The following is a 12,882-nucleotide window of genomic DNA, read 5'->3' on the forward strand; positions in this document are numbered from 1 at the left end:
CAGATGGATTTAAAACAATACGTAACAATTGTACCCGATTACCCGAAAGAGGGCGTGCAATTTAAAGATATTACGACACTGATGGATAAAGGCGATGTTTATCGCTATGCAACAGATCAAATTGTGGAATATGCGAAAGAAAAACAAATTGATTTGGTTGTCGGCCCAGAGGCGCGCGGCTTTATTATCGGCTGTCCGGTTGCCTACGCGCTTGGCGTCGGATTTGCACCGGTGCGCAAAGAAGGCAAATTGCCGCGCGAGGTCATCAAAGTGGATTACGGTTTGGAGTATGGCAAAGACGTATTAACGATCCACAAAGATGCGATTTTACCAGGCCAGCGTGTGCTTATTACAGATGACCTGCTTGCAACAGGCGGCACAATTGAAGCAACAATCAAACTTGTTGAGGAGCTTGGCGGCATTGTAGCTGGTATCGCTTTCTTAATCGAGCTTTCTTACCTTGATGGTAGAAATAAACTTGATAATTATGACATCTTAACATTAATGAAATACTAAAGATAACCTCATAAAGGAAAAAGCACTCGATACAGGGTGCTTTTTTCCTATTGTTTTGCATTTATTTGATATATTATTTGGTGATTTGAACTTCTGCTCTTTACATCTATCGTTTTTTTCTTGATAATAAACTACAATACAGTTTACATTTTAAAAAAGGTGATTCCATGGCGAACGAACAAGTATTGACTGCCGAGCAAGTTATTGATAAAGCGCGCAGTTATCTATCCGATGAGCATATCGCATTTGTCGAAAAAGCATACCTGTACGCTGAAGATGCTCATCGCGAGCAATACCGCAAATCAGGTGAGCCTTACATCATTCATCCGATTCAGGTTGCGGGAATTCTCGTTGATCTTGAAATGGATCCATCCACAATCGCGGGCGGATTTCTGCATGATGTAGTGGAGGATACTGATGTGACGCTTGATGACCTGAAGGAAGCATTCTCCGAGGAAGTAGCAATGCTTGTGGACGGTGTAACGAAGCTCGGTAAAATTAAATATAAATCTCAAGAGGAACAGCAGGCGGAAAATCATCGCAAAATGTTTGTCGCTATGGCTCAAGATATCCGGGTCATACTGATCAAGCTGGCGGATCGTCTTCACAATATGCGGACGCTGAAACATCTTCCCCAAGAAAAACAGCGTAGAATTTCTAATGAAACGCTGGAAATTTTTGCTCCTTTGGCTCATCGCCTCGGGATTTCAAAGATTAAATGGGAACTGGAAGATACGGCGCTCCGTTATTTGAATCCTCAGCAATATTACAGAATTGTCAACCTCATGAAGAAAAAACGCGCAGAACGCGAGCTTTATGTCGACGAGGTTGTCAATGAGGTGAAAAAACGTGTCGAAGAAGTCAATATCAAGGCTGACTTCTCAGGCCGGCCGAAACATATTTACAGTATCTATAGAAAAATGGTGCTGCAAAATAAGCAATTCAATGAAATTTATGATCTGCTTGCTGTCCGGATTCTCGTGAACAGTATAAAGGACTGCTACGCGGTGCTCGGCATTATTCATACCTGCTGGAAGCCGATGCCCGGCAGGTTCAAAGATTATATCGCAATGCCGAAGCCGAACATGTATCAATCGCTTCATACAACAGTTATAGGGCCTAAAGGCGACCCGCTGGAAGTGCAGATCCGCACCTTTGAAATGCATGAAATCGCGGAATATGGGGTTGCGGCTCACTGGGCTTATAAAGAAGGAAAAGCAGCGAGTGAAAGCGCAACATTTGAGAAAAAGCTTTCATGGTTCCGCGAAATTTTGGAATTCCAAAATGAATCAACAGATGCCGAAGAATTTATGGAATCGCTCAAAATCGATTTGTTCTCGGATATGGTGTACGTCTTTACGCCAAAAGGAGATGTCATCGAGCTTCCGTCCGGTTCTGTCCCGATTGATTTCTCTTACCGGATTCACTCTGAAATCGGCAATAAAACAATCGGTGCGAAGGTCAACGGAAAAATGGTGACCCTTGACCATAAGCTCCGGACAGGTGATATCGTTGAAATTCTCACCTCCAAGCATTCCTATGGTCCGAGTCAGGATTGGGTGAAGCTTGCTCAAACCTCACAGGCGAAGCATAAGATCCGTCAATTCTTTAAGAAGCAGCGGCGCGAAGAAAATGTCGAAAAAGGCCGTGAATTGGTTGAAAAAGAAATTAAAAATCTGGACTTTGAAGTGAAGGACGTCCTGACACCGGAGAACATCCAAAAAGTTGCAGATAAATTTAATTTCTCAAATGAAGAAGACATGTACGCAGCGGTCGGCTACAATGGCATCACAGCCCTGCAGGTGGCGAACCGGCTGACGGAAAAAGAAAGAAAACAGCGCGATCAGGAAGAACAAGAAAAAATTGTTCAGGATGTCACTGCGGAGCCTAAACCGTATCCGCAAGGAAGAAAGCGGGAAGCTGGCGTTCGCGTCAAGGGGATCGACAATCTCCTTGTGCGTTTATCGAAATGCTGTAATCCTGTGCCTGGTGACCATATTGTCGGTTTCATTACAAAAGGCAGAGGGGTTTCCGTCCATCGCGACGACTGCCCGAATGTCAAAACGAATGAAGCGCAGGAGCGGCTGATCCCCGTAGAGTGGGAACATGAGTCACAGGTGCAAAAACGCAAGGAATACAATGTTGAGATCGAGATTCTTGGGTATGACCGCCGCGGATTGCTTAACGAGGTGCTTCAGGCAGTGAATGAAACGAAAACAAATATTTCTTCTGTCTCTGGCAAATCGGATCGCAACAAAGTGGCAACCATTCATATGGCTATTTTTATCCAGAACATCAATCATCTGCATAAAGTCGTCGAGCGCATTAAGCAAATAAGGGATATATATTCTGTGCGCCGCGTCATGAATTAAAGGAGTCAGAAAATGAAATTAGTCGTTCAGCGAGTAACAGAAGCAAGCGTAACCGTTGATGGAGATGTGATCGGCCAAATTGGACAAGGCATTATGGTCCTGGTCGGCATCACTCACGATGATACAGAAGAGGACGCCGCTTACTTAGCGGATAAAGTGGTGAATCTTCGCATTTTCGATGACAGTGATGGAAAAATGAATTTGTCGCTTCTAGACACAGGCGGAGAGATTTTGTCTGTTTCACAGTTTACGCTTTACGGAGATACGAGAAAAGGACGGCGCCCGAACTACATGAACGCCGCAAAACCTGATAAGGCTTTGGGGCTTTATGAAAAATGGAATGACCTGCTTCGTGAAAAAGGAATCAAAGTAGAAACCGGTAAATTCGGCGCCATGATGGATGTAAAGCTCACAAACTCCGGACCGGTCACATTGATTATGGATTCAAAATAAAAAGCTGCCAAAAGGCAGCTTTTTTTATTGAAAATATTTCTCCAATCCGCTCTCAATTCCGTCTGTTACTTTTTCTTGATATGAATTGCTATGTACAATGGCTTCTTCCTGCGGATGGCTTACATATCCTAGCTCGTACAGCATAGCGGGCTGTTTGTTTTCACGGAGCACATAATAATCTCCGAACAGTACGCCGCGGTCAGGAATTGAAGATCGCTTAACCACTTCAGAGTGTACATCTGATGCCAGTTCCTGATCCTTTGCAGGACTGTAGTAATAAGCTGTGCTTCCCCTTGTAGAAGTATCCGCAAAGCTGTCGTAATGAATGCTGATGAAGGCGTCTGCATTGCGGTAGTGAGACGTCGAGACTCGTGACTGTAAGCTGACAAATGTATCATCCTGCCGTGTCACATACACGTCTGCTCCTGCTGATCTAAGTTTGCTGGCCAGCAGTTTCGCCGTTTTGATCGTCAGTTTTTTCTCGAATTGGCCTGAATAGCCGATTGTTCCGCTGTCTTTTCCTCCATGCCCCGGATCGACAACAATCGCTTTGTTTTTCAGCGACCCGCTTCCGGAAGCGGAATCAGCGACAGGCGGCTCTCCGGATTCTTCAGCGCTTTTAGACGTCTGTACCACCCAGTTGGCGACATAAGCGGTCTGCCCATTGTCAAGTTTTACTTCATACCAGCTGCCCTTTGATCCGGTAATGGAGTACGCATCGCCTTTGGCTGCGCGTTTAACGATAGAAGCTGATGTTGAAGCATCGCTTCTTAAATTCGTTCCTCCGTATACGATATAGGCTTTTTTTGTACTGTCTGAACTTCTGACATCAGCTGAATCTTCAGCTGGGTCAGAACTGGTCACAATGTAATGGCTTGCGACCCAGCCTTTTAGCCCATTCACTTCAATATGGAGCCAGCCGTTTTTCTCTTCGAGGATTGTAAGTTTCGTTCCTCGCGAGAGTTTTGTTATAATCGCTGCATCATGTGAGGCGGACCCTCTGACATTCAGTGAAGAAACGCCAACCGTGCCCGTTGTTGAACCAGATGATTCTGTCTGATCACTTTCCTCAGACGCTGAACTGCCGCTGCCTGAAGTGACGTATTCGGAAGATACCCATCCGGTGGAATTTCGATATGATATTTTGATCCAGCCGGAATCCTTGTCAATCACTGCGGCTTGGCTGCCCTGCGGGAATTTGCCGATGACTTCGTATGAAGTACCAGGGCCTGTTCTCATCCGTAAATCGGGATCTGTTGATGTTACAGTTTCACTGCTGTCTGTAGAGCTTGTGCCTGACTGTTTTTCCTTAGTAATAAGCCAGGAGACAACCCACCCTTTATCTCCGGAACCAAGCTGTATTTGCACCCAGTCTCCGTCTTCTTTCAAGATGGGGTAGCGTTCTCCTTTTTTCACCTCCGCCATGATGCCGTAGCTAAGCCCCGGGCCGCTTCTGACGTTCATTTCATCTGTTGCGATGACCGCTTCTCCCTGAGCGGCTGTAACGGCAGAAAAAGGCGGGAAAAGCGCCCCGGCGACGATAATACATACAATAAGGACAAAGTGTTTCTTGCTCATTGTGTCCTCCTTTCTAATGATCATAAAAAAAAGCATTCTTTCTTAATATCGTAAAGTCCTTTCTGATTTTTAAATAAAAATAAAATGATTTGTTTATACTAGGCATAAATCCAATGAAAAAGGTGTGCAAATCATGAAATATCATCCAAAAATGGGACGTGCATTTCACGACGGCGAAGGAAACCTGCATTTCAGTGATCATGCCGATCCTGATACAATCGGTTATCTCACTGAAACGGCAACGGAATTTGGTCTTATGTCCAAAGAAGCATCACAGCAGAAAAACAACCGGAATAAAGCTTGACAGAGTACAGCAATGCCATTATTATAATAGAAATCGAGTACATAATAAATAATAATTAAACTGAACCAATAATGGAGAAGAGTAGGTCAGATTGCATGGCTAGAGAGGAACCGCCCCAGGCTGAAAGCGGCTCCCATTGCGTCTTTCTCGAAACAACACTCCGGAGGTTTCCTGCTGAACGCGTGATACCGTCATTAGGCAGTGAACGTGAACCTGCGTTAAAGGATCGAGCGGGAATACGAAAATATTCCAACTAGGGTGGCACCACGGGTATAACTCTCGTCCCTACTATATGTGTATAGTAGGGGCGGGAGTTTTTTTATTTTTCATCATTGACGATAAATGTATATTTTATAAGGGATACATAAGGAGGTCTACACATGGGATATAACATTCCAAGAGGAACACAAGATATTCTGCCCGGAGAATCAGAGCGCTGGCAGTATGTTGAACAAATCATGAGAGACACTTGCCGAACTTATCAATATAAAGAAATCCGCACGCCGATTTTTGAGCATACAGAATTGTTCGCCAGAGGCGTCGGGGAGTCTACGGATATTGTACAAAAAGAAATGTACACCTTCCAGGACCGCAAAGGCAGAAGCCTGACGCTTCGCCCCGAGGGAACTGCTGCAGCAGTTCGCGCTTTTAATGAAAATAAATTATTTGCGAATCCTGTTCAGCCGACAAAGCTGTATTATGTCGGGCCGATGTTCCGTTACGAACGTCCGCAGACAGGCCGTTACCGCCAGTTTTATCAGTTTGGAATCGAAGCGATTGGATCGAAAGATCCTGCAATAGATGCTGAAGTAATGGCGCTGGCGATGGGTATTTATCAGAAGGCCGGCTTGAAAAACGTCAAGCTTGTGATAAACAGTCTTGGCGATCGGGACAGCCGCAAAAGCTACAGAGAAGCGCTCGTGAAACACTTTGAGCCGCGCATCGAGGAATTTTGTTCAGACTGTCAGTCACGTCTGCACACCAATCCGCTCAGAATTTTGGATTGTAAAAAGGACCGGGATCATGAGCTGATGAAATCGGCACCTTCTATTCTTACCTACTTAAATGAAGAATCAGCCGCTTATTTTGAAAAAGTGAAGCAATATTTAAGCGATCTCGGCATTTCTTATGAAATTGATCCTAACCTTGTGAGAGGGCTGGATTATTATAATCATACCGCATTCGAAATCATGAGCAATGCGGAAGGCTTTGGCGCGATTACAACGCTTGCCGGCGGCGGCCGCTATGACGGATTGGTCGAGCAAATCGGCGGACCAGAAGCGCCCGGCATCGGATTTGCGATGAGCATTGAACGCCTGCTTGCCGCAATTGATGCTGAAAAAAGAGAACTGCCTGTTGATCAGGGGATTGACTGCTATATCGTGACGCTTGGCGAGAAAGCGAAGGATTATTCCGTTTCGTTGGTGTACAAACTGAGAGAAGCAGGCATTTCCAGTGAAATTGATTACGAAAATAAGAAAATGAAAGGCCAGTTTAAAACAGCTGACCGCCTCAACGCCAGATTTATTGCGATTTTGGGAGAGGATGAGCTTGCTCAAAACAAAATCAATGTAAAGGATGCAAAAACAGGCGAACAGATTGAAGTGGCTCTTGATGAATTGATACATGTGATGAAAGCAAACCAAAAGGGATAAGGAGTGGAACGCATTGTTTGGAAGAACATATTATTGCGGCGAAATGACTGAAAAAGCAATTGGCGAATCTGTAACGCTGAAAGGCTGGGTCCAAAAAAGACGGGACCTCGGCGGATTGATTTTTATTGACTTGCGTGACCGTACGGGAATTGTTCAAGTCGTTTTTAACCCTGATGTATCAAAAGAAGCGCTTGCTATTGCGGAAGGCATCAGAAACGAATATGTACTTGATATTCAAGGAAAAGTGGTTGCGCGCGAAGAAGGTACAGTGAATAAGAATTTGAAAACAGGCGCGATTGAAATTCACGCTGATGCAGTGACTGTATTGAGTGCTGCGAAGACGCCTCCGTTTGCCATTTCTGATCAAGCGGATGATGTATCAGAGGACGTGCGTTTAAAATACCGTTACTTAGATTTGCGCAGACCGGCTATGTTTCAAACGATCCAGCTGCGCCATAACGTGACGAGAGCTGCTCGGGGCTTTTTAGATGAAAAAGGGTTTCTTGATATTGAAACGCCGATTTTAACAGGAAGCACACCTGAGGGCGCACGTGACTACTTGGTGCCGAGCCGTGTGCACGAAGGTGAATTCTATGCGCTCCCTCAATCTCCGCAGCTATTTAAACAGCTTCTGATGGTCTCAGGCGTTGAACGCTATTATCAGATTGCCCGCTGTTTCCGTGATGAGGACTTGCGTGCGGACCGCCAGCCTGAGTTTACGCAAATCGATATTGAAATGTCCTTTATGAGCCAGGAAGACATTATGTCATTGGCTGAGGATATGATGGCAAAGATTATGCGTGAAACGAAAGGTGTGGAACTCAAGCTTCCTCTGCCTCGAATGACGTATGACGAGGCGATGAACAAATACGGTTCTGATAAACCGGATACTCGCTTTGACATGCTTTTGACAGATGTATCTGACATTGTAAAAGATACTGAATTTAAGGTGTTCTCATCAGCTGTGGCAAACGGCGGTGTAGTCAAAGCCATCAACGTAAAAGGCGGGGCAGGCGATTACTCAAGAAAAGACATCGATGCTCTAGGCGCGTTTGCCGCAAATTACGGAGCGAAAGGACTTGCTTGGGTGAAGGTCGAAGCGGACGGAGTGAAAGGCCCGATCGCCAAATTCTTTGATGATGAAAAGCAGTCTAAGCTGATTGAAGCACTTAATGCCGCTGAGGGTGACTTGCTGCTGTTCGGAGCGGATAAATTCGAAGTTGTTGCCGCATCACTCGGAGCCCTGCGCTTAAAGCTTGGGAAAGAACGGGGACTCATTGATGAAAACCTCTTCAACTTCTTATGGGTTATTGACTGGCCGCTCTTAGAGCATGATGCGGAGGAAGGCCGTTTTTACGCAGCGCACCATCCGTTTACAATGCCTGTCCGTGAAGACCTTGAGCTGATTGAAACAGCGCCTGAGGACATGAAAGCACAAGCCTATGACCTCGTCTTAAACGGCTATGAGCTTGGCGGCGGTTCGATCCGTATTTTCGAAAAGGATATTCAGGAAAAAATGTTTGCACTGCTTGGTTTCACAAAAGAAGAAGCAGCAGAACAGTTTGGATTCCTTCTTGAGGCATTTGAATACGGCGCTCCTCCGCACGGCGGAATCGCGCTTGGCTTAGACCGTCTCGTGATGCTTCTTGCCGGCCGTACGAATCTGAGAGATACGATCGCTTTCCCGAAAACGGCAAGTGCAAGCTGTCTGATGACAGATGCGCCGGGAGAAGTAAGCGACGCGCAGCTTGATGAACTTCACCTTTCTATTAAATCAAAAGTAAAGAACTGAATGTGCAGTTCGATTCTTGAAAATCAAAATCGTCTATGATATGATTTTGACAAGTTAAATAAAGTCCTGATGTGTTAGTTGTACACCTAGTTTTGACCGAACATTTTTTTGATTTGGGAGCCCGCATTTTTAAATGGCGTACATGCCTCTTTTCATTCGGTAAAGAGGACTTACAAGATTTAAAAGAGGGCACCCACCTGCTGAGAGCGGGTTCAAAACAAAGGAAAGCTGCAACGGCACAATTGGGACTTTATTTTTTATGCGCAGAAAAAACGGCTGTTTCTGTAATAGCCATTTATCATATGAAAACCAGATTACGAATGTGGAGTGAGGTTCTTGTTACACCAGTTTTCACGCAATGAATTAGCTATCGGAAAAGAAGGCCTTGAAACGCTGAAAAACAGCACGGTTGCTGTGCTTGGAGTTGGAGGCGTCGGATCGTTCGCAGCGGAGGCGCTTGCACGTTCAGGCGTTGGACGCATCCTGCTTGTTGATAAGGATGATGTGGACATCACAAACGTAAACCGTCAGCTTCACGCTCTTCTTTCAACTGTCGGTCAGCCGAAAGTGGATTTAATGAAAGCGCGTATTGCAGACATTAACCCCGAGTGTGAAGTGATTTCGTTAAAAATGTTCTATACGGAAGAAACGTATGAGCAATTCTTTGAGTATAACCTTGACTATGTGATTGATGCGTCAGACACCATTCATTATAAAATCCATTTAATGAAAGAATGTCTGAAACGGGATATTCCGCTGATCTCCAGTATGGGTGCGGCGAATAAGACAGACCCGACACGTTTCCAAATCGCAGATATTTCTAAAACGCATACTGACCCGATCGCAAAGGTGGTTCGTACGAGACTCCGTAAAGAAGGCATCAAAAAGGGCGTTCAAGTGATTTTCTCCGATGAAAGCCCGATTGTAATCCGGGAAGACGTCAGAAAAGAAGTCGGAAATGACGATGCGAAAATCCGCAAAGCCAAAATGCCGCCTTCCTCTAATGCTTTTGTGCCGTCAGTTGCGGGATTGATTATGGGCGGTCATGTTGTCATGGATCTTTTGAAAGATATTGAAATCAAACGCGTGAAGGATAAATAATGAATAAAAAACAGCCTTGAAGCATATTCAAGGCTGTTTTTTTATTTTCTTTTTATTAATTTATCGTACACTTGCTTTAACGCAGATTCAAATTTACCAGTTTGCTTCGGTTTGTAATATTGCTTGTTCTTTAAAGGATCAGGGAGGTACTGCTGTTCAACCCATCCATTTTCGTAATTATGAGGGTATTTATAGTCGATTCCTCTTCCAAGTTCCTGTGCTCCTTTATAATGCGCGTCTTTTAAATGTTTTGGGACATCGCCGATTTTTCCTGCTCTGATGTCCGCGAGCGCTTCATCGATTGCTAAAATAGCTGAATTGGATTTTGGCGAGAGACAGAGCTCAATGACCGCATTGGCCAGCGGTATGCGCGCTTCAGGGAAGCCGATACGTTCGGCGGTCTGAACTGCATGCAGCACTCTCGGTCCGGCCTGCGGGCTGGCTAAGCCGATATCCTCATAGGCGATAACCAACAGTCTTCTCGCGATGCTTTCCAAGTCACCCGCTTCAATTAATCTGGCCAAATAGTGAAGAGCGGCGTTGGCATCAGAGCCGCGGATCGATTTTTGAAAAGCGGACAAGACGTCATAATGCGCATCACCGTCTTTATCGTGAGAAAAACTCTTTTTCTGCAGGCATTCTTCCGCAGACTCTAACGTGATGTGAATCACGCCGTCCGCAGACTCCTTCGTTGACAATACGGCAAGCTCAAGCGCATTTAAAGCGGAACGGACATCTCCTCCGCATCCGTGGGCAAAATGCTCCATCGCCTGGTCATCAATTGAAACGGAATATGTGCCAAGCCCCCGGTGCTCATCATGAAGAGCTCGCTCTAATGCCTGTTTAATCAATTCAGGTGTTAATGGCTCTAGCTCAAAAATCTGCGTTCGGCTTCTGATGGCCGGATTTATGGCGTGATATGGGTTAGCTGTAGTGGCGCCGATTAAAATAATCATGCCATTTTCTAAATAAGGCAAAAGAAAATCTTGTTTTCCTTTATCGAGTCTGTGGACTTCATCCAAAATCAAAATGACCTGGCCGGACATTTTGGCTTCTTGGGCTACGATCTCCATATCCTTTTTATTGTTAATAACGGCATTCAGCTTGCGGAAAGCAATACTTGTTGAACCGGCGATTGCTGTTGCGATTGAGGTTTTTCCAATTCCGGGCGGCCCGTACAAAATCATGGATGACAAATGTTTTGCCTGAACCATTCTGCCGATAATTTTATCTTCAGCCACCAGATGCTGCTGGCCGATAATATCCTCTATTTTCGTCGGACGCATCCGATATGCCAATGGCTTCATCATCATCTCTCCTTACTTAATTACAGGGTAACGGAAAACCGGAAATTAGAAAAGGGGGAAGCCCCGTTTCCGCCAGCTTCCATGAAAATTCGCAGAAGGTATGCTATAATAGCAGTTGGTCTATTATTTAATAAACGGACGAATTATATAGAAATTACCATTATATATGTGGAAAATCATGAAATAACAGAGGTGTTCATGTTGAAAATATCAACCAAAGGAAGATACGGTCTCACCATTATGATCGAGCTCGCGAAAAAGCATGGTGAAGGCCCGACTTCATTAAAAAGCATCGCACAGACAAATAATTTGTCAGAGCATTATTTAGAGCAGCTGGTCTCACCGCTCAGAAATGCCGGCTTAGTCAAAAGCATCAGAGGCGCATACGGCGGATACGTATTAGGCAGTGAGCCGGATGCCATTACAGCTGGAGACATCATCCGCGTGCTTGAAGGTCCGATCAGCCCTGTGGAAGTGCTCGAAGACGAGGAGCCTGCCAAGCGGGAGCTGTGGATCCGCATACGGGATGCCGTCAAAGAAGTGTTAGACAGCACAACATTAGAGGACCTTGCCAGCTATACAGATGGGGAGCAAGAAGCTTATATGTTCTATATTTAAATCAGAGGTGTAAAACAAAATGGAACGGATTTATTTGGATCACGCCGCAACGTCTCCGATGGATGATCGCGTGCTGGAGAAAATGATACCGCATTTCTCCGGAAATTTCGGCAATCCATCCAGCATTCATTCATTTGGAAGAGAATCACGCAAATGGGTGGACGAAGCAAGAGCGCAGATTGCAGCTGAAATTGGTGCGGCAGAACAGGAAATTATTTTCACTAGCGGGGGAACGGAAGCCGACAACTTAGCGATAATGGGAACTGCGCTTGCCAGAAAAGATCAGGGAAAACATATCATCACGACAAAAATTGAGCATCACGCCGTGCTACACACTTGCGAAAAACTGGAGGAAGACGGATTTGAAGTGACGTATCTGGATGTTGATGAAAACGGCAGAGTCAGTGCAAATCAGGTGAAAGAAGCACTACGTGATGATACAATCCTTGTGACAGTGATGTATGGAAATAACGAAGTCGGAACTGTGCAGCCGATCGATGAAATCGGCCAGCTGCTGAAGGAACACACGGCTTATTTTCATACCGATGCTGTTCAGGCATTCGGGTTTTTTCCAATTGATGTGAAAAGCAGCCATATTGACCTTCTGTCTGTTTCTGGGCACAAGCTCAACGGGCCAAAAGGGACAGGCTTTTTATATGCAAGTAAGGATGTAAAGCTTTCTCCGCTGTTATTCGGAGGAGAGCAAGAAAGAAAACGCCGTGCCGGAACAGAAAATGTTCCGGGAATTGTCGGGCTGAAAGAAGCGGTCAAGCTGTCGGGCGAAGAACGGGACGAAAAAAACGAGAAGTATCAATCGTTTAAAACAATCATTGCCGGTACGCTTAAGGATGCCGATGTGGCATTCGAGATCAATGGAGATCAAGAGCATAGCCTTCCGCATGTCATGAACCTTTATTTTCCCGGTGCATCTGTGGAGGCACTGCTGGTAAATCTTGATATGGCGGGAGTTGCGGTCTCCAGCGGATCAGCGTGCACCGCTGGTTCAGTCCTGCCATCACACGTTCTGACTGCCATGTTCGGTGAAGAGAGCGACCGGCTGACGTCCTCAATTCGAATCAGCTTCGGTCTCGGCAATACGGCTGAGCAAGTGAAAACCGCTGCCGAACATGTGGCTGCCGTTGTAAAGCGGCTGACACAATAAGGCGGACTTAATTATTGGAGTGAA

11 protein-coding genes, 1 other RNA gene and 1 other annotated feature are annotated in these 12,882 nt (G+C 45.4%); of the genes, 10 read left to right on the forward strand and 2 right to left on the reverse strand.

Annotation, left to right across the window (positions count from 1 at the left end):
* The first annotated feature begins 3 nt into the window (after positions 1–3).
* The 3 genes from DIC78_RS17810 to dtd all read left to right on the forward strand — a co-directional run bounded on the left by DIC78_RS17810 (position 4) and on the right by dtd (position 3,341).
* The gene (locus tag DIC78_RS17810; RefSeq protein WP_010335123.1) at positions 4–516 is read left to right on the forward strand and encodes an adenine phosphoribosyltransferase; all 513 of its coding nucleotides are present in this window, start codon (positions 4–6) and stop codon (positions 514–516) included.
* A 167-nt stretch (positions 517–683) separates the two neighbouring features.
* The gene (gene relA, locus DIC78_RS17815) at positions 684–2,888 is read left to right on the forward strand and encodes a GTP diphosphokinase (protein WP_010335122.1); all 2,205 of its coding nucleotides are present in this window, start codon (positions 684–686) and stop codon (positions 2,886–2,888) included.
* Positions 2,889–2,900: 12 nt separating this feature from the next.
* The gene (gene dtd / locus DIC78_RS17820) at positions 2,901–3,341 is read left to right on the forward strand and encodes a D-aminoacyl-tRNA deacylase (RefSeq protein ID WP_106022203.1); all 441 of its coding nucleotides are present in this window, start codon (positions 2,901–2,903) and stop codon (positions 3,339–3,341) included.
* 24 nt (positions 3,342–3,365) lie between these two features.
* Here the strand turns inward: dtd and DIC78_RS17825 are convergent, their stop codons facing one another.
* Complete coding sequence (locus DIC78_RS17825; protein WP_106020185.1) at positions 3,366–4,919, reverse strand: N-acetylmuramoyl-L-alanine amidase family protein; 1,554 nt, start codon at positions 4,917–4,919, stop codon at positions 3,366–3,368.
* A gap of 133 nt (positions 4,920–5,052) precedes the next feature.
* Here DIC78_RS17825 and DIC78_RS17830 point away from each other — a divergent pair, with 133 nt between their 5' ends.
* The 5 genes from DIC78_RS17830 to DIC78_RS17850 all read left to right on the forward strand — a co-directional run bounded on the left by DIC78_RS17830 (position 5,053) and on the right by DIC78_RS17850 (position 9,771).
* On the forward strand, positions 5,053–5,223 hold the full coding sequence (locus tag DIC78_RS17830; RefSeq protein ID WP_010335119.1) for a YrzK family protein: 171 nt from the start codon (positions 5,053–5,055) through the stop codon (positions 5,221–5,223).
* A gap of 59 nt (positions 5,224–5,282) precedes the next feature.
* Positions 5,283–5,513 (forward strand) — a binding site (T-box leader).
* A gap of 90 nt (positions 5,514–5,603) precedes the next feature.
* Positions 5,604–6,878 carry a histidine--tRNA ligase gene (hisS, locus tag DIC78_RS17835; protein WP_127696704.1) on the forward strand — a complete coding sequence of 425 codons (1,275 nt, stop codon included), beginning with the start codon at positions 5,604–5,606 and terminating at the stop codon, positions 6,876–6,878.
* A 13-nt stretch (positions 6,879–6,891) separates the two neighbouring features.
* Entirely contained in the window at positions 6,892–8,670 is a 1,779-nt protein-coding gene (gene aspS / locus DIC78_RS17840) for an aspartate--tRNA ligase (RefSeq protein WP_024122315.1), read from the forward strand.
* 60 nt (positions 8,671–8,730) lie between these two features.
* Positions 8,731–8,923: non-coding RNA, 6S RNA (gene ssrS, locus DIC78_RS17845), on the forward strand.
* An 83-nt stretch (positions 8,924–9,006) separates the two neighbouring features.
* Positions 9,007–9,771, forward strand: coding sequence for a tRNA threonylcarbamoyladenosine dehydratase (locus tag DIC78_RS17850; protein WP_059293512.1), 765 nt, complete (start codon positions 9,007–9,009; stop codon positions 9,769–9,771).
* Between the two features lie 41 nt (positions 9,772–9,812).
* On the opposite strand, the gene DIC78_RS17855 is transcribed toward DIC78_RS17850, so the two are convergent.
* Positions 9,813–11,078 carry a replication-associated recombination protein A gene (locus tag DIC78_RS17855; RefSeq protein ID WP_127696705.1) on the reverse strand — a complete coding sequence of 422 codons (1,266 nt, stop codon included), beginning with the start codon at positions 11,076–11,078 and terminating at the stop codon, positions 9,813–9,815.
* Positions 11,079–11,279: 201 nt separating this feature from the next.
* Between DIC78_RS17855 and cymR the strand changes: the two genes are divergently transcribed.
* Both cymR and DIC78_RS17865 read left to right on the forward strand, forming a co-directional pair.
* Complete coding sequence (gene cymR / locus DIC78_RS17860; protein ID WP_003225879.1) at positions 11,280–11,696, forward strand: cysteine metabolism transcriptional regulator CymR; 417 nt, start codon at positions 11,280–11,282, stop codon at positions 11,694–11,696.
* Between the two features lie 19 nt (positions 11,697–11,715).
* Positions 11,716–12,858, forward strand: a complete 1,143-nt coding sequence (locus tag DIC78_RS17865) for a cysteine desulfurase family protein (protein ID WP_103672584.1) — start codon at positions 11,716–11,718, stop codon at positions 12,856–12,858.
* Positions 12,859–12,882 lie beyond the last annotated feature (24 nt).

This window comes from Bacillus halotolerans (assembly GCF_004006435.1).
Lineage (GTDB): Bacteria > Bacillota > Bacilli > Bacillales > Bacillaceae > Bacillus > Bacillus halotolerans.

Coding starts and splice junctions, on each gene's coding strand:
- relA (WP_010335122.1), top strand. CDS start 684: ATGGCGAACGAACAAGTATTGACTGCCGAGCAAGTTATTGATAAAGCG.
- DIC78_RS17855 (WP_127696705.1), bottom strand. CDS start 11,078: ATGAAGCCATTGGCATATCGGATGCGTCCGACGAAAATAGAGGATATT.
- DIC78_RS17810 (WP_010335123.1), top strand. CDS start 4: ATGGATTTAAAACAATACGTAACAATTGTACCCGATTACCCGAAAGAG.
- DIC78_RS17865 (WP_103672584.1), top strand. CDS start 11,716: ATGGAACGGATTTATTTGGATCACGCCGCAACGTCTCCGATGGATGAT.
- hisS (WP_127696704.1), top strand. CDS start 5,604: ATGGGATATAACATTCCAAGAGGAACACAAGATATTCTGCCCGGAGAA.
- dtd (WP_106022203.1), top strand. CDS start 2,901: ATGAAATTAGTCGTTCAGCGAGTAACAGAAGCAAGCGTAACCGTTGAT.
- DIC78_RS17825 (WP_106020185.1), bottom strand. CDS start 4,919: ATGAGCAAGAAACACTTTGTCCTTATTGTATGTATTATCGTCGCCGGG.
- DIC78_RS17830 (WP_010335119.1), top strand. CDS start 5,053: ATGAAATATCATCCAAAAATGGGACGTGCATTTCACGACGGCGAAGGA.